The sequence below is a fragment of the Thioalkalivibrio sp. AKL12 genome, from assembly GCF_000377925.1.
GTDB classification, from domain to species: domain Bacteria; phylum Pseudomonadota; class Gammaproteobacteria; order Ectothiorhodospirales; family Ectothiorhodospiraceae; genus Thioalkalivibrio; species Thioalkalivibrio versutus.
Window position 1 is genome coordinate 174494 of record NZ_KB898895.1, and the last position, 21270, is coordinate 195763.

Sequence of the window (21270 nt, forward strand, 5' to 3'; positions counted from 1 at the left end):
TTCTCGTGTGGCACCGGGAGGACGCTCCCGGGCCTCTGACCGGGCATCGGCAATCAGGCGTGCCAGCCGAACTCCTCGGCCTTCTGCTGTGCCAGCGCCGGGATGTCGGTGGCCACAAACTTCTCGTACAGCACCTGCACCCCGATCATGTGGTTGATCACCGCGTCCAGCTGGACCTGGGTCGCGGCCGGGGTGTCCTCGGACTCGTGCAGCTCGAACACCTGGCGCACGCCCTCCGGATCCAGCAGACCGGCCTCCTCGACCTTCTCCGGCGCGAGGTAGCGATCGGCCAGGGCCTTCATCGCGGCCCACTTGACCGGATCGGTATGCGCCGGCGGCGCCATGAACGCGAACTTCTCGCGCTCGTAGAGCACCTTCGGCAGCAGGCCCTTCATCGATTCGCGCAGCACGTATTTCTCGGTGGGGCCCTTGATGCGCATGGTCGGCGGCAGGTGTGCGGCGAACTCGGCCAGGTGGTGATCGAGGAACGGCGGGCGCGCCTCCATCGAGTTGGCCATGTCCATGCGGTCGCCGCCCCAGGTCAGGATCTGGCCCTCCAGCATGGTCTTGATCCAGACGTACTGAGCCTTGTCCAGCGGATGCCGGCCTTCCAGCATGTCGTCATCCAGGGCGTTGGCGATCGCCTTGCCCGGCTTGTAGTCCTGCATGCGCTCGCGGCGCTTCGGGTGCAGCAGGCCCGGCACGTGGTCGGCCGCGGCCAGCCACGGCTGCAGGCAGGACGGGGTGAAGCCCATCATCTGCGTGAAGTCGGGGTCGTTGACCTCGTCCTCGGCCAGCATCGCACCGGAGACCAGCTCGTTGGACTCGTTCAGCATCTGCTGCCAGGCCTGGCGGTCGGCCTCCGGCAGGGTATCCAGGCCGTGCAGGAACATGTCGCGGCGGAAGGCCGGATAGCCGCCGAACAGCTCGTCCGAACCCTCGCCGGTGACGACGACCTTGTAGCCGGCCTTGTTCACGTGGCGGCTCATCAGCAACTTGGCGACACCCAGGGTGTTGTAGATGGTGCGCTCGGCGTGCCAGAGGGCCTCTTCGAAGTTGTCGTAGAGGTGGTTGGCGTCCAGGGTCATGATGTCCTGATCGGCACCCACGCTCTCGGCCATCTCGCGGGCGATCGCGGTCTCGTCATAGTCGTCGTTGTCGAAGCCGATGGTGAAGGCCTTGACCGGCGCCTGCTGGCTGGCCGAGGCCAGCCCCAGGGTGATGCAGGAGTCGATCCCGCCGGAGAGGTAGCAGGCGACCGGCACGTCGGCCTCCAGGCGCAACTGCACCGCCTCCATGAGCTGGTCGCGCACGCCCTCGATCCAGTACGCCTCGTCGGTCTCGCTCTCGGGCGGGCGCTCGGAGGCCAGCGGGAAGTCCATGTCCCAGTACTTCTCCTGGCGGATCTTCAGCTTCCCGTGGGCGCGCTCGACGATCACCATGTGGCCGGGCTTCACCTGCTGGATGTCCTCGAAGGCGGTGGTGCCGGGCACCATGGTCTGCATCAGCTGGTGGTAGAGGCCGTCATCGGAAAACTGGCGCGGCACATCGGGGTTGGCGAACAGCACCTTCAGCTCGGAGCCAAACACGAAGCTGCCGTTGGCCTCGGTGAAGTACAGCGGCTTGATGCCGAAGCGGTCGCGGATCAGGATCAGCCGGTCGTGCTTGCGGTCGTACAGCGAGATCGCGAACTCGCCACGGAAATGCTTGACCGCGTCCTCCAGCCCTTCGCGCTGGTACAGGTGCATGACCATCTCGGAGTCGCTCTTGGTGCGGAACTTCACCCCGCGCGAGGTGAGATCGGTGCGGATGCGCTTGTAGTCGTACAGCTCGCCGTTGACCGCGGTCATGATCTCGCCGCTGTCCATGCAGAACGGCTGACGGCCGCGGTTCTCGTCCAGGTCGATAATCGACAGACGCGCATGGGAAAAGCCCACACCGCGGTCATCCTGGGTGCGGTAACCGAAGCCGTCGGGGCCACGGTGATACTGGATCGCGGCCATGTTGACCAGCGTTTGCGGGTCGACCTTGCGGGTCGGGTCGGCGTGAAAGATTCCTGCGATGCCACACATGGCATGTCTCCTTGGTTATCCGTTCGGGGCGAGCGGGGCGCGGGCCGGGAAGGCCCGGCGCGCCACGCCGCTCGCGGTTCAACTAAAAGGCGGCGTCAGCCGTCCGGGGTATCCATCACCGCGCTGATGCGGCGTACCACCGTGGTCAGCAGCGCCATGCGCACGAATACGGCCCCGCGGGCCTGGGCGAAATACCAGTTGTGCGGGGTGGCATCGAGGTCGGTGGACAGCTCTTCACCTCGCGCCAGCGGATGCAGGACCACCGCGCCCTCCTTCAGCGGGGAGTGGCGATCCAGCTTCAGCCCCTCGCCCATCGCCTCGAAGGTGTCACCCACCCAGGCGATCGCGTTGATGTACACGACATCCAGATCCGGCAGCGCCGGGTCCAGGTCGTGCACCACGCGTAGCGAGATCCCGGCCTCTTCCAGTTCCTCGCGCTGACCCGGATCGAAATTCTCGTCCTCGCGCGAGACGAGCACGATCTCGTCGATCGCCTGCGGGAACAGGCTCAACAGGCGCAGCAGGGAGCGCACCGTGCGCATGCGCGAGGGCACCCCGATGATGCCGACCTTGATGCGCTGCTCCGGGGCCACCTCGCCGGTGAACAGCTCCGGGCGCCACTTGGCCAGGGCGTAGACGTCCGCCAGCGCCTGGGTCGGGTGTTCGTCGATCCCGTTGCCGGCGTTCACCAGCGGGATGCGCAGGTTCTCCAGCATATTGTGCGCGGCCTCGCCGTCGGAGGAGCGCAGGACCAGCACATCACCGTAGTTGTTGAACATCTCGGCGATGTCCGCCAGCGATTCGCCCTTGGCAATACCGGTGCTCTTGGGATCGGTAATCGACATGACCGAGCCGCCCAGGCGGTGCCAGGCACTCTCGAACGACAGCCGCGTGCGCGTGGACGGCTCGTAGAACGCGCTGATCAGGATCTTGCCCGCCAGCGGCAGGTGCATCAGCGCCGGCGTGGTCTCGTACTGCGCCGCCAGGCGGAACAGCTGCAGCAGCTCGTCGCGCGAGAACTGCTGGCTGGAGACCACATGCGAGGCCGCCAGCTTGAGAAGCGGGTCCGGGTCTTCCTCCACCGCCGCCAGCAACGCCTTCGGCCGGTCGGTACCGGCGGCGCCGTCTTTCGGGTGGAGCACGTGCAGGGGATCTTCGGTGTAATTCACCAGAGGCATCCTTTTTTCCAGTCGCGGATAAACAGGGCAATCAGCAGGATCGGGGTCAGGCTCGCCACCAGTGTGGCGATGATCACGATCACGGACAGGGCTGTAATGGAGATCGTCATGCGACCACCTCGCCGTCCGGACGGGCCAGGCGGCCCCAGTCGAATGGCCGCGGCATCAACCAGGTGCTCAGCACCATCACGGCCAGCGAGACAGCGGCCCCGACCAGCGCGGCCACATAAAATCCAATCAGGAAGTAGCTGGCCAGGCCAATGCCCGACCCCAGTATCATCGACCAGGCCGCGCCCTGCGGGTTCGCCCGCTGCCAGTACAGCCCGGCAACGATCGGCCAGATCGCGGAGGCCACGAAGGCGCCGGTGAAGTACAGAAGCTCGGCCAGCGAGCCGACGATCGGCAGCTCGCCGCGGTAACTGGCCGCCAGCCAGGTCACAAGGCCCAGGAGCACCACGATCACCTTGGTCGCGTGGAACTGGTGCTGTTCGCTGGCCTGCGGGCGGATGTGGCCGCGGTAGATGTCGCGGGTCACCAGGTCCGAGGTGGCCGCCAGCAGCGAGTCGAGACTGGAGGCGAGCGCGGCGAACACCACGATGAACACCACGATCGCCCCGGTCAGGCCCAGCACCTCGGCGGCCACCAGCGGCCCGACCATGTCCGCGGCGGGCACGTTGAGGCCCAGCGCTGGCGTGGCCAGGGCGATGAAGCCGGCCACGATCGGGATTGGCAGCCACAGCAGGCCGCCAAAGAGGTAGGCCCGGAAACCCACGTTGCGGCCAAAGGCGAAGGCGCGCGACCACCAGACATTGGAGTGGAAGATCTCGCCGACGCCAAACAGCAGATTGTTGAACAGGAACATGATCGCGGCCGGGAACAGCAGGTTCAGCAGCTCCGGGCGCTCTTCCATCAGGTTGAAGTGGATCGCCTCGAAGCCGACCTTGTCGATGGTCAGCCAGGCGATGAACGCCGCACCGGCGATGATGATGACGGTCTGGATGAAGTCGGTCCCGATCACCGCGCGCAGGCCGCCCAGCAGGGTGTAGAGCACGCAGACGGTCAAAATCACGGTCATGCCCACGCGGTAGTCGATGCCGGCCAGGGCGTTGATCAGCACACCGCCGGCCATCGCCATCGAGACCAGCCAGCCGAAGGCGTAGATCAGTGACACCACCAGGAACACCCGCCAGGTGAATTTGCCGTAGCGCAGCCGGATAAAGTCGCCGGAGGTAAAGCCCTCGGGCATCAGTTCGCGGATGCGCCGCGCCAGCGGCGCGAACAGGATCAGGCCCAGCGCACCCAGCGAGTAGCCAAGCATGCCCCAGACGCCCAATTGCAGCGCCAGCTGCGGGGCCGTCATCGTGGTGTTGGCGGTGACCCAGGTGGCCATCGCGGTGGCGGTGGCCAGCGCCAGGCCAACGTTGCGCCCCGCCAGCATGTGATCCTCGGCGGTCTTGTTGCGACGACCCAGCCACCAGCCCAGCACCACCCAGAGGACGCTGAACGCCGCCAGCAGCCCCCAGGCGATGGAGGTCGGGAGGATCGGGTCGTCGAGACCGGTCACGAAGCCTCCTGCACCTTCTTGATCTCGCGGATCGCCTCGTCGGTGGTCATCACGCGGGCGTAGCGGTCCTTGATGGTCGTGAGCGTGGCCTTCTGCATCTCCGGCGTCACCGTGGCCGTGGCGTCGTCCATCAGGGTGACATAAAAGCCCAGGTCACAGGCATCCCGCACGGCGGTGGATACGCACTCGTTGGAATACACGCCCACGATGAACAGCGCGCTGATGTTCAGGTTGCGCAGGATGTAGTGGAGGTTGGTGGAGTTGAAGACCCCGCTGGCGGTCTTGTCCAGCACGATCTCGTCCCCGACCGGGGCCACCTGCTCGACGAACTCGGCATCCTTGGAGCCGGGGGCCGCATGCAGGTTCAGGCGCTTGTGGCCCGGGCTGCGGTCGCGGCCATCATGCGTCAGCGAGCGGATGCGGGTATGGATCACCTCCAGCCCCTCTTCGCGGAAGGCATCCTGCAGGCGGCGCACATTGGGCAGCACCGTCTGTTCCAGGCGATTGAAGTAATACTCCTGGGCCTCCAGCGGCACGCCAGAGTCGGCGGAGTTCGCGAACACGCCGTGGCCGCGCGCGGCATCCAGATACTGCAAGTCGATGCACAGCAGGGCGACATGGTGCTCCCGCAACTCCTGGCGCAGCACCGGCGTGGTGATCAGACTCTCCTGGTACTGCTCGCGCAGCGGATCCAGGGAGTCGTAGTCGGTCAACTGGGTGACGTTGTCGTGTTCGGCCATTCCGGGCGCTTCCTCTCGTCGCGATTTATTGCCGAGCGGCCAACGCCAGGGCACTTTGCAGGGTCAGATTGGCGCCGGTCTCGATGTCTTCCCAGTTTGTCCATTCCGCGGCGGAATGGCTACGCCCCTGCAGGCTCGGCACGAAGATCATGCCGGTGCGGGTGATGCGGCTCATGCTCTGGGTATCGTGGGCTGCACCGCTGGGCATGGTGATGTACTCCAGCCCCATGCGTTCGGCCTGCGCCTCGATGGTCTGCACGACGCCGGGGTCACAGCGCACCGGATCGATCTCGGAGAGGACGTCGAACTCGAACATCAGGTCGCGTCGGCGCGCCAGGCTGGACAGGGTGCGCCGGGCCGCATGGGCCAGCGCAGTCAGGACCTTCTCGTCGGTGTCGCGCACCTCGAAGGAGAAGGTCGCCATGCCCGGCACGGTATTCGCCGCCCCCGGTGCCAGCTCCACGCGGCCGATGGTGGCGCGCGAGTTCGGACTGCCGTGCTCCTCGATCAGGCGATTGATCTCGCCGCCGAACTCCGCCAGACCCTGGAAGGGATCGATACGCATGTCCATCGGCGTGGTGCCGGCGTGGTTGGGCTGGCCCTTCAGGCGCACCTCCCACTTGAACAAGCCGGTGATTGCCTCGACCACCCCGACACTGAGGCCGCGCCGGTCCAGCACCGGGCCCTGCTCGATGTGGGTCTCGATGAAGGCATGCAGGCTGTGCGGATCGCGCCGCGCGGCCAGCGCGTCGTCGGCGTTCAGCCCCCAGTTGGCCATGGCCTCGACCAGGGTCACGCCTTCGAGATCACGCGCATGGCTGATGCTCTCCGGGGTGAGCTTGCCGGCCATCGCCTGCGAGCCGAACATGCCGCCGAAGCGGCCCTCCTCGTCGGTGAAGTCGATCACCTCGAGCGGGTACTCGAGGTCGACCGCGTTCTCCTTGGCGGTGCGCAGCACCTCCAGCCCGATCAGCACGCCCAGTGCCCCATCCAGCGGCCCCCCACCGGGCACAGTATCCAGATGCGAGCCCATGGCCACTACAGGCCGCTTGCCGTCGTAGTCGAGGCGCCCGTGCAGGTTGGCGGCACCGTCCTGCCAGACATCCAGGCCGGCGGCCTCGAGGCGCCCACGAAACCACTCGCGCCCGGCGCGGTCGCCGTCGCTGAATGCGCGACGATGCAGGCCCCGGTCGGCATCGCGGCCGATCTGCGCGAGATCGTTGATGTCCTGCTGCAGGCGCTGCATGTTGATCTTGAGATCCGTCATGGATACCTCCGAAAGCGGGCCCACCCCGGATCACGCGAGAACGTTAGCTCGACACGGATCGGCAGGGCTGGACCAAGTGAATCAGCTGCGCGGACGCCCGCGCAGGATGGCCCCGATCAGGACCAGAAAGACGACTGCGCCCACGGCAAAAAAACCGAAGGCTCGGGCCAGGCTGTGATGCTCCACCGACACCATGGCTTGATCGGCCCAGGTGTCCGGATCGGCATCCGCGGCGCGCAGGCGAAACCGGTAATCACCATCGGGCAGGCCGCTGATGACCGTGCTGGTATCGCCGCCCTGATAGAGGATGCGCGCATCCGCGTGGTCGGGACCCGAGGCCTGCTCCAGTACCACGGGCCCATCTGCCTCCCACGCCAGGGTGAAGCCGCCATCCGTTGAGCGCTCGGGTGGCGCATCAAACGTGGGCTGCGCACCCGCCGCCAGTGGAAGGCAGAGAAGAAACGGCAGCAGCACGCGAAAGAATCGCATCAGGGCCTCCGCGGCAGACGGTTCAGGACTTGCCGTCGAACGGCTGCAGGCCGGCCTTGGGCTCGGTGGTGTTCATCGCCTCGACCAGCAGGTCCAGGCCCTGGTCCAGCTCCACGAGACGTCCCTTCGGCAACGACTGCAGGGCGCGGTTCAGTTCGCCCTGCGGGGCGGCCGGTGCCCTCTCCAGCAGTTCCAGCCCGGCATCGGTGACGTAGAGCCGGACGATGCGCTGGTCCTTTTCCGGACGCCGGCGCTCGATCAGACCCCGGTGTTCCAGCTTGTCCAGAAGATTGGACGTGGTGGAGGCATGCACCGATAGTCGGCGCGACAGGTCGCTGACGTTCAGTCCCGGCGTGCGCTGCAACTCCCACAACGCCCACAGCTGCGAGGCGCTGATGCCGCAGGCGCGCTCCACCGACCGCGAATGCCCCTGCAGGGCGCGGATGATCACGCGCAGCTGGCGGATTACCGACCGCGCGACATCCGGCTCGGCCGGCGCACCGGCAGGGGTGCCGGATTCATCCTGGGGTGCCTGGTGCACGGCTTGGGTGGAGGTCATGAAAACTTCTCGCAATAAATCATTCGTCTATTTATTTTTGTACAAAAATAGTTTTATTGCAACTCGAGGTCGAACTGGCGAAATCGCGCCACGGGCTCTAAACAAGTGAGTTGGGGTACCTGCCCCGGCGAGAAACCCGCCTCCCCGCCGGGTCCGAGACGCGCGACCGAAGGGCCCCGAACCCTCGGGGCCACAAGGAGGAACACGGGGCGGGTGTGGTGGTCACACCACAGTGCGCCGAGCTCGGGTATCTTGTTTACAACGCATTAGAAACTGCTTATAAACGTTGCCGGCTACGATCAAGACGCACAGACGCACATTCCGTGTCCGCCCAGGATGGCCTCTGGCGACACCCGAACCGCCCGACCAGAGAGGATCGCAATGAAGAAGACGATGAGCTGGACCCTGGCACCCCTTTCCGGTGCCGTTGCCCTGGCCCTGTTCCTGGGCCCGCATGCCGCTTTCGCGCAGCAAGAAGGCGCAGGCGGCGTGGAGTTTGATTTCTATGGCTCCCTACGCCTGCAGTACGAAGCCGCCGACCCGGAAGGCTTCGACAGCTATGACGGATTCCGGGACGCCTATTCGCGCATGGGCTTCAACGCCAACTACGAAATCAACGAAGGCGTGAATGCCTTCGCGCAGCTGGAAGTCCCGATCGATCTGGCCAATGGCAAGATTCAGGATCCGTTCAATGGTGAAGACGAAGATATTCGTATCGGCAAGATCGGGCTGGACGGGGCATTCGGGACCGTCGCGTACGGTCGCGACTGGATGCCCTATTACAACGCGATCGCCTTCCCGGTGGACATGTTCTACTCCTACCAGAGTGGGTTCGCGACCTACACCACCTTCCGCGAAAGCGACAGCGTGATGTACTACTCGCCGGATTTTGACGGCTTTTCGTTCGCCGGCGCGTACAGCGCTAACTCCGGCGCCGATGGCGATGACCGCTACCAGCTGACCGGTTCCTACGCGGTAGATGACACGACCCTTTCGATCGGTGTGGACGATCTAAACGGCGAAAATAACCAGCGGATCTGGGGTTTATCCGCGATGCACTCGATGGGCCCGCTATCCCTCGCTGCGAAGGTCGAGTACATCGAAAGTGATAACAATGCCGTTGACGGTGATGTCGCTGCCAACATCTACGCGGCATACAGAATGGGTCAACACACATTCCACGGGACCTACGCGAACGTGGACAACTACGGCGAAAACATTTACCACTTGGGCTATGCCTTCAACTGGATGGATGGTCTGACCTTGTTCGCCGAGTACTACTACGAAGAAGAATCCACCGGCGCGGTGCCCGAATTCAAAGCGCGTGACACCGGTACCGACCCGATTGGGTTCGGCACCGGGGATGGCAGCAACAACGCGTTCATGGTCGGGATGCATTACAGCTTCTAATCGCGCGCTACCCGGAAGGGAATACTAGCCCGCACCGAGAGGTGCGGGCTTTTTTGTGTCTGCAGGAAGCCGAAGGGATTCCGACGGCTAGTCGCGGACTGGCGGGGGTGAGGTCTCCGGTCGGCCGGGCTGGGGCATACGGTCGGGGTTGGCCCAGCGCATCAGGGCGAAGGCGAGCAGGATGGTGGGGATGCCGATCAGGGCGGAGCTGGCGAAGAACCAGACCCAGCCGATGTGTTCGGCCAGCACGCCGGTGAAGCCGGCGAGGAATTGCCCCGGCAGGGTCATGATGGAGCTGAACAGGGCGTACTGGGTGGCGGTGTAGGCGCTGTTGGTCAGACTGGAGAGATAGGCGATGAACACCGAAATCGCCATGCCACCCGATAGATTGTCGGCCATGATCGCGAACACCAGCCCATAGGTCTCGGGCCCGAGCGTCGCCAGCCAGGAGAAGGTGAGGTTGGTCAGCGGCGCCAGGATCGCGGTCGCGATCAGCATGCGCATGATGCCGAAGCGCACCACCAGCAATCCGCCCAGGGCCGCACCGGTCAGGGTCATGGCCAGGCCGAAGGCGGCCGCAATATTGGCGATCTCTTCCTTGGTGAATCCGATGTCCAGATAGAACGGGTTGGCCATCACCCCCATGAAGATGTCGCTGATGCGAAAGACCGCGATAAACGCGATAACAACGAGGGCGATGCGGCCGAAACGCTGCCAGAACTCGACAAAGGGGCAGACCACCGCGCCGATGACCCAGGCCTTGAGGTCCCGCCACCAGCCGGTATCCGAGGTGTTGTTGAGGTAATGGACCACGCGATCCTCGAGCCGGGCCGTGGCGGCATCGCGTTTCGCGACCTCGGGCTCGCGCACGATCAACGTGCAGACGACACCTACCAGCATCAGCGCGGCCATGGCGGCATAGGACAGGCTCCAGCTACCGACGGCGGCGATGTGCAGCGCCCCGGCCCCCGCGGTCAGCAGTGCGACGCGATAACCGAACACGTAGGCCGCCGCCATGGCGCCCTGGCGCTCCTGGCTGACGGCCTCGATGCGATAGGCGTCGATGGCGATGTCCTGGGTGGCGGCGCCAAAGGCGGTGAGCACGGCCAGGACCGCAACCAGCCAGAGCTGTTCGACCGGGTCGGTCAAGGCGATGCCGACCAGCCCGAGGATGATCACGGCCTGGGCGAACAGCATCCACGCACGGCGGCGCCCGAATATCCGGGTCAGGAGCGGCAGGGCCAGGCGGTCGACCACCGGCGCCCAGAACACCTTGATGCTGTAGGCCATGCCGACCCAGGACAGGAAGCCGATGGAGGCCAGCTCCACCCCGAGATCGCGCAGCCAGGCGGTGAAGGTGCCGCCGGTCAGCAGCAACGGCAGCCCCGCGGCGAAGCCGAGGAACAGCATCCCGATGACCCGTGGGTGGCGGTAGACCGCCAGGGCCGCGCGCCAGTCGCGGCTCGGGGGACGCTGCGCTTCAGCGACTCCGGTCATGCGCCGACGTTACCGAATGCGAGGAACATGCCCCGATCAGGGCTGATAGTCATAGTCGATCCAGAACGGCGCGTGGTCGGAGAAGCGATCGTCGGTATGGATGTACGGGTCATGCGCGGTGGCCGCGATGCCCGGCGTGGCGATCTGATAGTCGATGCGCCAGCCCACGTTCTTGGCCCAGGCCTGGCCGCGGTTGGACCACCAGGTGTACTGCTCCGGGCGTTCGTCCAGTCGGCGGAACACGTCCACCATGCCAATCTCGTCGAACAGGTGGTCCAACCAGGCCCGTTCTTCCGGCAGGAAACCCGAATTCTTGCGGTTCGACTTGTAGTTGGTCAGGTCAATCTCGCGGTGGGCGATGTTCCAGTCGCCGCAGATGACCCATTCGCGCCCGTCCTGCATGCGCTCGGTCAGCCAGGGCCGGAAGAACTCCAGGAAACGCCACTTGGAATCCTGGCGATGGTCGCCGGAGGAACCCGAGGGCAGGTACAGCGAGACCACCGACAGGTTGCCGAAGCGCATCTCGGCATAGCGGCCCTCGTTGTCCGCCTCCTCGAAGCCGATGCGGGTCACGACCTCGTCCGGCTGGCGGCGGCTGTACAGGGCCACACCGCTGTAGCCGGGCTTCACCGCATCGACATAGACACTGTGGTAACCGGGTGGATGGAAGGGCTCGCCCTGGATCTGATGAATCTGGGCCTTGGTCTCCTGGATGCAGACCACGTCGGCCTCGGTCCCCGGGAGCCAGTCGAAAAAACCCTTGCGGGCGGCGGCACGGATGCCGTTGGCGTTCATCGAGAGTATGCGCATGGCGAGGAACGATACCGGCGCGCGCACGCGCAGGAAAGGGCCTGGCTGCGGAATCCGCGTGTCCCTGTGTCAGAATACGGCGTTTTACGACCGGAGCACCCCGATGACCGCCCACGCCTTCCTGGAATACGCCCTGCAACGCGACGTCCTGCGCTTTGGCGAGTTCACGCTGAAGTCCGGGCGAACCAGTCCGTACTTCTTCAACGCGGGCCTGTTCAACCGCGGCTCCGACCTGGCCCGCCTGGGCGAGTTCTACGCCCGAGCGATCGTGGACTCCGGCATCGAATTCGACCTGGTGTTCGGCCCGGCCTACAAGGGCATCCCGCTGGCGGCGGCGGTCACCGAAGCGCTGTTCCGCGACCACGGCATGGACCGCCCCTGGGCCTTCAACCGCAAGGAGGCGAAGGACCACGGCGAGGGCGGGAACATCGTCGGTGCGCCGCTGCAGGGCCGGGTGCTGATCGTGGACGACGTGATCACCGCCGGCACCGCCATCCGCGAATCGGTGGACCTGATCCGCGCAGCCGGGGCGACGCCAGTGGGCGTGGCGATCGCCCTGGACCGCGAGGAGCGCGGCCGCGGCGAGCGCTCGGCGATCCAGGAGGTCGAAGCCGACCTGGGCCTGCAGGTCATCCGCGTCGCGCGGCTGACCGATCTCGTGACCATGCTGGAGGATACGGGCCGCGCGCCCGAACACCTGGAGGCCCTGCGCGCGTACCGCGCCGAGTACGGCGTTTAGGAGACGCGGACCGGGGCAGGGGTTTACGCAGGGTGGCGGCATGTGCGCCGATCGGCGCTACAGCAGTTCGGTATCGTCGTGCGAGTAGGCCGGGGAGCAGCTGCAGAGGATGTGCAGCGGCTCGGTGCCAGTATTGAGGATGTTGTGCGGCGTGCCGGGATGGATACAGACGGTGTCACCCACAGCCACCGGGAAGGTCTCCTCACCCAGACGCATCTCGCCCTGCCCGCGGGTCACGTGATAGATCTCCTCGGTGCGGGCATGGCGATGCAGGCGCGTGACAGCACCCGGCTCGACCACCGCCTCGGCCAGGCTCTGGGCCGCATTGCCGTGCACGTCAGGGTGCATCAGCTCGCGGATCTCGGAGCCGTCCTTCGTGTCGTAGGCCGGTGTGTCGCTGTAGCGTGTATACATGGCGCGCTCCCTCAGGCCGAGGCCGGCACTTCCTCGAACAGGAGGCTGCGCCCGCCCATTGCAGAGGGCTTGGGCACGCCCATCAGCTCCAGCACGGTCGGGGCCACATCGGCCAGGCCGCCGCCGGTGCGCAGACGCCAGCGCTGCGAGTCGGTAATCATGCACATCACCGGATAGATGGTGTGCTGGGTGTGCGGGGCCCCGGTCACCGGATCCACGTATTCGTCGCAGTTGCCATGGTCCGCGGTGACGATCGCCGAATATTCGAGCTTCTTCGCCGCATCCAGCACCCGCCCGACCTCACGATCCAGGACCTGGACGGCCTCGATCAGGGCCTCGCGCTTGGCCGTATGACCCACCATGTCGCCATTGGCGAAGTTGACCAGGACGAACCCGTAGCGCCCGCTCTCCATCGCCTGGATGGTCTGGTCGGCGACCTCGACCGCGCTCATCTCCGGCTGCTCGTCGTAGGTATCCACCGACGGCGAGGGGACCATCACGCGCTGTTCGCCGGCGTAGGGCTCTTCCTTGCCGCCGTTGAAAAAGAAGGTCACGTGGGCGTACTTCTCGGTCTCCGCACAGTGGAACTGCGGGATGCCGGCGGAGGCGATGGTGCTGCCCAGAGTCGTCGACGGGCGTTCCGGCGGGAACGCGATCGGCGACAGGAAGCGCGGGTCGTACTCGGTCAGGCAGGTCTCGGAGACCGGGTGAAAGTCACCGCGGTCGAAGCCGTCGAAGTCGTCCATGCCCAGGGCCGCGGTCAGCTGACGCGGACGGTCATTACGGAAATTGAACAGCACGCAGACCGCATCCTGCCCCAGCGGCTCGCCACCGTTGATGATGCGCGGGTTGATGAACTCGTCGTCCTCGCCCGCCGCATAGGCCGCCTCGATCGCCTCGCGCGCGGAACCGGCGGCCTCCCCCTCGGCGTAGGCCATCGCGCGGAAGGCCTTTTCCGTGCGCTTCCAGCGCTTGTCACGGTCCATCGCGTAGTAACGCCCGCACACGGTGGCGATAGCGCCGCCAGCGTTCGCCAGCTCTTCCTCCAGCGGATCGAGGTAGTGGAGCGCGGAACGGGGTGCGGTATCGCGGCCGTCGGTGATCATGTGCACCATCGGGCGCGCGCCCTCGCGCTGGCAGATCTCCACCAGGGCGCGCAGGTGGCGGATATGCGAGTGCACACCACCATCGGACACCAGACCGATCAGATGCAACGGCTGGTCCTTCGCGGCCGCGGCGCGCGCAGCACTGACCAGGGCGTCGTTCTCGTAGAAGCTGCCATCGGTGATCGAGTCGTCGATACGCACCAGGTCCTGGTTGATCACGGTGCCCGCACCCAGGGTCAGATGCCCGACCTCGGAGTTGCCCATCTGCCCATCCGGCAGCCCGACAGCGCGACCACAGGCGTCCAGTGTCGTGTGGGTATGAGTGGAGAGGTACTCATCGAGGCGCGGCGTATCGGCCTCGGCGTAGGCATTGTTCAGCTTGGACGGGTTCACGCCCACCCCGTCCATGATGATCAGCAGGACAGGGCGGCGGGGGGTGGGACGCGGGTGTGCCATCGCGGGATCATTACCTGGGTCAATGGGTTACCCGGGTATTTTAGCAACTTCCGATGCTTGGCGGGGGCGCAGGCCTGCACAAATACGGCCGCCGGCGCGGTGACTCAGCGATCGCGCCCCGTATTGCCATCCTCCTGCGATGCGTCCGCGTCGGGCTGGCCGTCGTCAGCCGGGCCCTCGCCACCCTGGCTTTCGTCCGCCTCGGGCGCCGGATCGGCGGGGGCGTCCGTGGCGAGTGTGCTCGCGGACCCGCGCTGGCGACGCAGTTCGGCCTGCTCTTCCTCGATGCGGTCGAGCTCGGCGTCCATCTCGTCGTCGGTCAACGGCGTGTACCCGGTGCGCGCGGCGGCGCTGGCGCCCCCAGCGGCGGATGCGGCCGCCGTGGACGAATCGGCCCGCGTGGTGCCGGACGCCTTGCCCGAGCCACCGGGGCCACCGCGCGGCGTACCACCGCCGCCACCCGGTCCATCGTCGTCCGGACCATCATCGGCGTCGGCCGCATCGTCACCGCCCGCAGCCGCGCGGCGTTGCGCCTTCTTGCGCTCCATGATGCGCGACAGGATCAGGCCAATCTCGAACAGCAGCCACATCGGTAGCGCCAGCAGGGTCTGCGAGATGATGTCCGGCGGGGTCAGCACCATGCCGACCAGAAACACGCCGACGATCACATAGGGGCGCTTCTGCGACAGCTTGGCCGGGGTCGTGGCCCCCATGGAGACCAGCAGGATCGTTGCCACCGGCACCTCGAAGGCAATGCCGAAGGCGATGAACAGCATGATGACGAACGACAGATAGCGCGAGATATCGGTCATCACGGCCACGCCCTCGGGCGCCGTGGCCGTGAAGAACGCGAAAATCAGCGGGAAGACCACGAAGTAGGCGAACGCCATCCCCAGATAGAACAGCGCGGTGGACGACGCCACCAGCGGCAGCGCCATGCTCTTTTCGTGCGAGTAAAGCCCAGGCGCCACGAAGGACCAGACCTGATACAGCAGGTAGGGGATGCTGAGCACCACCGCCAGCAGCAGGGTCAGCTTGAACGGGATCAGGAACGGCGCGGCCACGTCGATCGCGATCATGCTGGTGCCTTCCGGCAGGTGCTGCATCAGCGGGCCGGCCAGCCAGGTGTAGATCGGGTTGGCGAACGGGAACAGGATCAGGAACATCACCAGGATGGCAATGAACATCCTGAGGATGCGGTCGCGCAGCTCGATCAGGTGCGTGAGCAGGGTCTCGGTCGCTTCCGGACTCGGCTCGACCCCCGGTTTGGTCTTGCTCATGAGTGCTTGTCAGGGGTCTGGTCGTTGTGGGTGGTATCCGCTTCGGGATCAGAGGCCTCGCCCCCCCGTGACTCGGCAGGGTCCGGGGTACGCCGTTCGCGCACCGCCGGTTTCGTCCGCTCCGGACGCGGGCCATCGGAGGCGCGCGCCTTTTGCTCGGCGGCCAGCGCCGGGTCGTCGGTCATCAAGTTGCCATCCAGATCGCCCTGGGTGGGCACACGCCGAACCTCGGGCGCATCCGCGTCGTCGGCTGCCTCCGGCGCACCCGTGTCCGAAGCACGCGCCGACGCATCCGGGCTGCGCATGGATGGCTTGTCCCGCACCGCGGGCTTGGCCTTGTTCTCGGCCAGGGCCTTTTGCTCCTTGCCGGAGAGATCCTTGCGGGTCTTCGGCTTGCCCTCGATATCTTCGCGCAGGTCCCGCTCGGTATCCTCGATATCCTCGCGCAGACTGGTCTCGGTCTCGTCCATCATGTTCTTGAGCTGGCGGATCTCGCGATCCTGGCTCTTCAGCATGTTGCGCAGTTCGTCGGTCTGCAGCTCCTGCTCGAAGTCCGATCGCACGCTATGGACGAAACGCCGGGTCTTGCCGACCCAGCGCCCGATTTCGCGCGCAAGCCCGGGCAGACGCTCCGGCCCCACGACCAGAAGCGCCACCAGCACGATGATGATGATTTCCCAGAAGCCGATGTCGAACATGGGCTATCGCTCGAGCCTGGCCGCCGCGCAGGGCGCGCGGCTCAGGACTTCTTGTCCGATTGCGAGGCGTCGGAATCCTTTTCGCTGCTCTTCTTCACCTCGGCGTCGACCACCCGGCCTTCGCTGTCGGTCTGGTTCTCGACCTCGCGCGGCTCTTCGCCTTCTTCGCCTTCCTTCTTCTCGGCGTCGGGATCCTTGACCGCCTGGCGGAAGTTTTTCATCGCCGAGCCGATATCCCCACCCATGTTGCGCAGCTTCTTCGTGCCGAACAGCAGCACGACGATGAGCAGGACGATGAGGAGCTGCCAAATGCTGATACCACCAATACCCATGGACTCTGTTCTCCAGTCATACAACTTTGGGGTTAGCCTGAACGGCGCCAGGCCCATAATCAACTCTGGGGCACACCGGCCACTGTGGGCGGTGTGCTGGAGTCGCTGTTTCTTCGCGGACAGGGCGCAGTGATTGCAGTGTAGCCGCGCCACATGAACGAACGCTTTACAGCCGGCGACTCAATGCGGCCCCCGGGGAAACACCGACCAATGTACAGACTACGAATGGTCGGACCGGCGACCACTGATTTCGCGCGCGGCCTTCTCGGCGACGCCCGACAGACCGAAACGCCGGCCCAGTTCATCGAGGACATCGTCCGGGTGCCGTCCGCGGGCCGCGAGCACCACCAGGGCATGAAACCACAGGTCGGCCATTTCCGACACCAGGGCGTCGGTATCGTCGTTCTTGGCGGCAATCAGCGTCTCCGCCGATTCCTCACCCAGTTTCTTGAGCATCTCGTCCAGGCCCCGGGCGTGAAGCTTCGCCACGTAGGACTGCTCCGGGTCGGCCTGGCGGCGCTGCTCGATCACCTCGGCGAGCGCGGAAAGCACCTCGGCACCACCCGGACGGGGAGTCGAATCGGTCATTGCGCGGCCACCTCGGCATCGTTCGGCCGCACCGGGACACCGGCCGCCGCCATCGCGTCCTTGGCCTCGCCCACCGTGTGCTGACCAAAGTGAAAGATACTGGCGGCCAGCACGGCATCGGCATGGCCCTCGGTCACACCCTCCACCAGGTGCTGCAGCTCACCGACCCCGCCCGAAGCAATCACCGGCACGCCGACCGCATCGCTGACCGCGCGGGTGAGGGGCAGGTCGAAGCCGATACGGGTGCCGTCACGATCCATGCTCGTCAGCAGGATCTCGCCGGCCCCCAGGGACTCCATGCGCTGCGCCCACTCGACCACGTCCAGCCCGGTCTCGCGGCGGCCTCCGTGGGTAAAGACCTCCCAGCGCGGTGGTTCATTCCCCGTGCTGACCTGCTTGGCGTCGATCGCGACCACGATGCACTGGCTGCCGACCCAGTCGGCGGCCTCGCGCACCAGCTCGGGCCGGTGCACTGCAGCGGTGTTGATGGAGACCTTGTCGGCCCCGGCGTTCAGCAGGCGGCGGATGTCTTCGACCGCGCGCACGCCACCACCCACAGTCAGCGGGATGAACACCTCGCGCGCGACGGCCTCGACCACGTGCACGATGGTCTCGCGGTCGTCGCTGGAGGCGGTGATGTCGAGGAAGGTGATCTCGTCCGCACCCTGGGTGTTGTAGCGCCGGGCGATCTCCACCGGGTCCCCGGCATCGCGGATGCCGACGAAGTTGACACCCTTGACCACGCGGCCGGCGTCGACATCCAGACAGGGAATGATGCGCTTGGCGAGCATCTCAGGTCGCGAGGGCCTTGCGGGCCTCCTCCAGGGTGAAGGCGCCGTCGTACAAGGCCCGGCCGACGATGGCGCCGGTAATGCCCTCGTCCTCGCGGGCGGCGAGGTTGCGCAGGTCGTCCAGCGAGCTGATGCCGCCGGAGGCGATCACCGGCACGCGCACGTTGCTCGCCAGGCGCGCGGTAGCCTCCACGTTGGGGCCCTTCATCATCCCGTCGCGGGCGATGTCGGTGTAGACGAAGGCCACCACGCCGTCCGCCTCGAAGTGCTGGGCCAGGTCGATCACGTCGTGGTGCGACAGCTTGGACCAGCCATCCACCGCCAGCTTGCCGTCCTTGGCATCCAGCCCGACGATGATACGGCCGGGGAATTCCAGACACAGGTCGTTCACGAAGTGCGGCGCGCTGACCGCGCGGGTACCGATGATCACGTATTCGACCCCGGCATCCAGATAGGCCTGAACCGTGTCCTCGTCGCGCACGCCGCCGCCGATCTGGATCGGCAGGTCGGGGAAGGCCTTGGCAATCGCGTGCACCGCCTTGGCATTGCGCGGCTGACCGGCAAAGGCGCCGTCGAGATCAACGATATGCAACCGCTCGGCCCCGGCATCCACCCAGCGCTTCGCCATCTCCACCGGGTCCTCGCCGAACACGGTGGAATCGTCCATGTTCCCCTGGCGCAGGCGAACGCACTTGCCTTCCTTCAGATCGATTGCGGGAATGACCAGCATCTTCGACTCCTCACGACGCCCCGGGACCGTCACCGTCCCAGCGCAGAAAGTTATGCAGCAGACGCAGCCCGCAGGCGGCGCTCTTCTCCGGATGGCACTGCATGGTGAACAACGAGCCCCGCGCCAGTGCCGAGGCAAAGGTCTCGCCATAATCGGTGCGCCCGGCGACATCGGCCTCGCGCTCGGGCTGCACCCGGTAACTATGGACGAAATAAAACCACGGGGTCTCCGGCAGGCCGTGCCACAGGGGATGCTCCTGCGCCGGCAGCACGCGGTTCCAGCCCATGTGCGGGATCTTCAGGCGCCGGCCATCCGGGCCCTGCATGGCGGGAAAGCGCGCGACCCGGCCCGGCAGGATGCCCAGCAGGTCGACGCCGCCGCTCTCCTCGCTGGCGTCCATCAGGATCTGCTGGCCCAGGCACAGGCCCAGGAACGGGCGGTCGGCCGCCAGCTCCGGCAGCAGCCGGTCGAGCCCGCGATTCGACAGCGCCTGCATGGCATCCCCGGCCGCGCCCTGGCCGGGAAACACCAACCGGTCGGCCTCGCGCAAGGTCTCGGGGTCGTCGGTCAGCAGTACGCGCTGGTCGCCCGCGGCCTCGTGCTCCAGTGCACGCACGACCGAGTGCAGATTCCCCATGCCGTAATCGATGACGGCAACAGTTTCCATGGCCGGGTCTCGTCCGTTGGTCCGTTACAGACTGCCCTTGGTGGACGGCGTGATCCCCGCGGAGCGCGGATCGAACTCCGCCGCCACACGCAGGGCGCGCCCGAAGGCCTTGAAGATGGTCTCGGCGACATGATGCGCGTTGTCGCCACGCAGGCAGTCGATGTGCAGGGTCATCCAGCTGTGGTTGACCAGGCCCTGGAAGAACTCGTGGAACAAGTCCACATCGAATTCGCCGATGTGCGAACGGCGGAAATCAGCGTGCATCTCCAGCCCCGGACGACCGGAGAAGTCGATGACCACCCGTGAAAGGGCCTCGTCCAGCGGGACATAGGCATGGCCATAACGGCGGATACCCTTCTTGTCCCCCAGGGCCTTGGCCAGCGCCTGCCCCAGAGTGATCCCAACGTCCTCCACCGTGTGATGGGCATCGATATGCAGATCGCCCTCGGCGCGTACGTCGAGATCCACCAGGCCGTGACGGGCCACCTGGTCCAGCATGTGGTCGAGAAACGGGATGCCGGTCTCGAGATGGCTTTGGCCGGTGCCGTCGAGGTTCAGCTCGACGGCGATCCGGGTCTCCAGGGTGTCGCGGCGGACAGATGCAGTACGTTCAGTCATGTTCCGGTTCGGGCACGGTAAAAGGTCAGTGTAGCAAGGCTGGCCGTCGCCCGGTATGACACAGGGAAACACGGGCCTATTCACGCTAGTTTCCTTTAACAAAAGTTCGTATTTTTATCGAGGCGATCGGTTAGACGGGCGATCGACGCGATAATTTGATCGGCTGTTTTGCGCCAGATGAACGGTCGAGGCTCATCGTTGTACGTCTTCAGGTATTCGCGGATGGAGTCTTCGAGTTCGCGAGTACTGCGATGCGATTGACGCTTGATCCAGCGCTGCGAGATGAGCGCGAAGAAGCGTTCGACCAGGTTGATCCAGGACGCCGAGGTCGGCGTGAAGTGCACGTGGTAGCGCGGTCGTGCAGCGAACCAGGCCCGAACCTTTTCGGTCTTGTGGGTGCCGTAGTTGTCCAGGATGAGGTGGACGTCGAGATCGTCGGGGACCTGGCGATCGATCTCGTTGAGAAACGCCAGGAACTCCTTGGCGCGATGCCTTCTATGGAGTTTGCCGATGACCTCGCCGGTGGCCACATCCAGTGCCGCGAACAGGGTGGTCGTGCCATGGCGCAGGTAGTCATGGGTGCGGGTCTCGGGATGGCCGAACGACAACGGCAACGCCGGCTGGGACCGGTTCAGGGCCTGGATCTGGCTCTTTTCGTCGACGCACAGCACCAGGGCGCGGTCCGGTGGGTGCATGTACAGGCCCACGATATCGTGCACCTTGGCCACGAAGTGCGGATCCGTGGACAACTTGAAGGTCTCGAGCCGATGCGGCTTGAGACCGAAGGCCCGCCAAATCCGGCTGATGGCCATCGCATTGAGCCCGGTCTCCTTGGCCATCAGCGTGGTCGACCAGTGCGTCGCGTTATCCGGCTTCGACTGCAGCGTCTTGTTGATGACTTCGGTCACCTTGTCGTCATCGATCGTACGGGGACGTCCGCTTCTCGGGGCATCCGTGAGCCCTCCGATGCGTGCCTGCTCGAAGCGCTTGCGCCACTTGCTCACCGTCTCCGCCGAGACGCCAACCCGCGCGCCAATCTCCGAAGCCTTCAGGCCTCGCGTGCTCAGCAGAATCATGCGCGCGCGCTGTTGTTCCGCCGCGGGCATCTGGCGCCGCCGCAGCCAGCTCTCGAGCTCGTCGCGTTCGGCTTCACTGATCGTCAACGTCTTGATCGGTCGTCCCATTCCGGTCGCCTCCCGAGTGCCTGTTATCAGGATACAGGGGGACAGTCACGGAGTCGATGAACTTTTGTTAAAGGACACTAG

General features: G+C 65.7%; 23 protein-coding genes. 2 read left to right on the forward strand and 21 right to left on the reverse strand.

Annotated elements, in window-relative coordinates; all coding sequences use genetic code 11:
- Positions 1–53: 53 nt before the first annotated feature.
- From asnB to D579_RS0107540, 8 genes are all read right to left on the reverse strand, one after another.
- Complete coding sequence (gene asnB / locus D579_RS0107505) at positions 54–2072, reverse strand: asparagine synthase (glutamine-hydrolyzing) (RefSeq protein ID WP_018951605.1); 2019 nt, start codon at positions 2070–2072, stop codon at positions 54–56.
- Between the two features lie 95 nt (positions 2073–2167).
- Entirely contained in the window at positions 2168–3250 is a 1083-nt protein-coding gene (locus D579_RS0107510; RefSeq protein WP_018144908.1) for an aspartate carbamoyltransferase, read from the reverse strand.
- Positions 3238–3360 carry a hypothetical protein gene (locus D579_RS15405; RefSeq protein ID WP_018168760.1) on the reverse strand — a complete coding sequence of 41 codons (123 nt, stop codon included), beginning with the start codon at positions 3358–3360 and terminating at the stop codon, positions 3238–3240. The genes D579_RS0107510 and D579_RS15405 overlap by 13 nt, the downstream gene beginning before the upstream one ends.
- Positions 3357–4814 (reverse strand): sodium:solute symporter family protein, encoded by a 1458-nt coding sequence (locus D579_RS0107520; protein WP_018144910.1) that lies wholly within the window; start codon positions 4812–4814, stop codon positions 3357–3359. The genes D579_RS15405 and D579_RS0107520 overlap by 4 nt, the downstream gene beginning before the upstream one ends.
- Positions 4811–5554 (reverse strand): cysteine hydrolase family protein, encoded by a 744-nt coding sequence (locus D579_RS0107525; protein ID WP_018144911.1) that lies wholly within the window; start codon positions 5552–5554, stop codon positions 4811–4813. The genes D579_RS0107520 and D579_RS0107525 overlap by 4 nt, the downstream gene beginning before the upstream one ends.
- 25 nt (positions 5555–5579) lie before the next feature.
- Positions 5580–6821 (reverse strand): Zn-dependent hydrolase, encoded by a 1242-nt coding sequence (locus D579_RS0107530; protein WP_018168763.1) that lies wholly within the window; start codon positions 6819–6821, stop codon positions 5580–5582.
- Between the two features lie 81 nt (positions 6822–6902).
- Positions 6903–7310 carry a hypothetical protein gene (locus tag D579_RS0107535; RefSeq protein ID WP_018951606.1) on the reverse strand — a complete coding sequence of 136 codons (408 nt, stop codon included), beginning with the start codon at positions 7308–7310 and terminating at the stop codon, positions 6903–6905.
- A gap of 22 nt (positions 7311–7332) precedes the next feature.
- Entirely contained in the window at positions 7333–7869 is a 537-nt protein-coding gene (locus D579_RS0107540) for a MarR family winged helix-turn-helix transcriptional regulator (protein ID WP_018168765.1), read from the reverse strand.
- Positions 7870–8250: 381 nt separating this feature from the next.
- On the opposite strand from D579_RS0107540, the gene D579_RS0107545 reads away from it, so the two are divergent.
- Positions 8251–9279 (forward strand): porin, encoded by a 1029-nt coding sequence (locus D579_RS0107545; RefSeq protein ID WP_018951607.1) that lies wholly within the window; start codon positions 8251–8253, stop codon positions 9277–9279.
- 87 nt (positions 9280–9366) lie between these two features.
- On the opposite strand, the gene D579_RS0107550 is transcribed toward D579_RS0107545, so the two are convergent.
- Together D579_RS0107550 and D579_RS0107555 are read right to left on the reverse strand one after the other, a co-directional pair.
- Complete coding sequence (locus tag D579_RS0107550; RefSeq protein WP_018951608.1) at positions 9367–10776, reverse strand: AmpG family muropeptide MFS transporter; 1410 nt, start codon at positions 10774–10776, stop codon at positions 9367–9369.
- A 36-nt stretch (positions 10777–10812) separates the two neighbouring features.
- Positions 10813–11586, reverse strand: a complete 774-nt coding sequence (locus D579_RS0107555; protein WP_255346780.1) for an exodeoxyribonuclease III — start codon at positions 11584–11586, stop codon at positions 10813–10815.
- A gap of 103 nt (positions 11587–11689) precedes the next feature.
- On the opposite strand from D579_RS0107555, the gene pyrE reads away from it, so the two are divergent.
- On the forward strand, positions 11690–12325 hold the full coding sequence (gene pyrE, locus D579_RS0107560; RefSeq protein WP_018144918.1) for an orotate phosphoribosyltransferase: 636 nt from the start codon (positions 11690–11692) through the stop codon (positions 12323–12325).
- Between the two features lie 57 nt (positions 12326–12382).
- On the opposite strand, the gene D579_RS0107565 is transcribed toward pyrE, so the two are convergent.
- From D579_RS0107565 to D579_RS0107615, 11 genes are all read right to left on the reverse strand, one after another.
- A complete protein-coding gene (locus tag D579_RS0107565) occupies positions 12383–12739 on the reverse strand; it encodes a cupin domain-containing protein (RefSeq protein ID WP_018951609.1) in 357 nt (118 codons plus the stop codon).
- 11 nt (positions 12740–12750) lie between these two features.
- The gene (gpmI, locus tag D579_RS0107570) at positions 12751–14301 is read right to left on the reverse strand and encodes a 2,3-bisphosphoglycerate-independent phosphoglycerate mutase (protein WP_018649593.1); all 1551 of its coding nucleotides are present in this window, start codon (positions 14299–14301) and stop codon (positions 12751–12753) included.
- A gap of 104 nt (positions 14302–14405) precedes the next feature.
- On the reverse strand, positions 14406–15581 hold the full coding sequence (gene tatC, locus D579_RS0107575; protein WP_018951610.1) for a twin-arginine translocase subunit TatC: 1176 nt from the start codon (positions 15579–15581) through the stop codon (positions 14406–14408).
- Positions 15578–16279 (reverse strand): Sec-independent protein translocase protein TatB, encoded by a 702-nt coding sequence (gene tatB / locus D579_RS0107580; RefSeq protein ID WP_018175909.1) that lies wholly within the window; start codon positions 16277–16279, stop codon positions 15578–15580. The genes tatC and tatB overlap by 4 nt, the downstream gene beginning before the upstream one ends.
- Positions 16280–16320: 41 nt before the next feature.
- The gene (gene tatA, locus D579_RS0107585; RefSeq protein WP_018938647.1) at positions 16321–16611 is read right to left on the reverse strand and encodes a twin-arginine translocase TatA/TatE family subunit; all 291 of its coding nucleotides are present in this window, start codon (positions 16609–16611) and stop codon (positions 16321–16323) included.
- A 219-nt stretch (positions 16612–16830) separates the two neighbouring features.
- Entirely contained in the window at positions 16831–17199 is a 369-nt protein-coding gene (locus D579_RS0107590; protein WP_018951611.1) for a phosphoribosyl-ATP diphosphatase, read from the reverse strand.
- Complete coding sequence (gene hisF / locus D579_RS0107595) at positions 17196–17990, reverse strand: imidazole glycerol phosphate synthase subunit HisF (protein WP_018144925.1); 795 nt, start codon at positions 17988–17990, stop codon at positions 17196–17198. Before hisF ends, D579_RS0107590 begins: the two co-directional genes overlap by 4 nt.
- A gap of 1 nt (position 17991) precedes the next feature.
- On the reverse strand, positions 17992–18720 hold the full coding sequence (hisA, locus tag D579_RS0107600) for a 1-(5-phosphoribosyl)-5-[(5-phosphoribosylamino)methylideneamino]imidazole-4-carboxamide isomerase (protein WP_018144926.1): 729 nt from the start codon (positions 18718–18720) through the stop codon (positions 17992–17994).
- 10 nt (positions 18721–18730) lie between these two features.
- Positions 18731–19387: an imidazole glycerol phosphate synthase subunit HisH gene (gene hisH, locus D579_RS0107605; RefSeq protein ID WP_018175911.1), complete on the reverse strand. Its 657-nt coding sequence runs from the start codon at positions 19385–19387 to the stop codon at positions 18731–18733.
- A 24-nt stretch (positions 19388–19411) separates the two neighbouring features.
- A complete protein-coding gene (gene hisB / locus D579_RS0107610) occupies positions 19412–20005 on the reverse strand; it encodes an imidazoleglycerol-phosphate dehydratase HisB (protein WP_018144928.1) in 594 nt (197 codons plus the stop codon).
- A 95-nt stretch (positions 20006–20100) separates the two neighbouring features.
- Positions 20101–21189, reverse strand: a complete 1089-nt coding sequence (locus D579_RS0107615; RefSeq protein WP_012981522.1) for an IS630 family transposase — start codon at positions 21187–21189, stop codon at positions 20101–20103.
- Between the last annotated feature and the right edge of the window lie 81 nt (positions 21190–21270).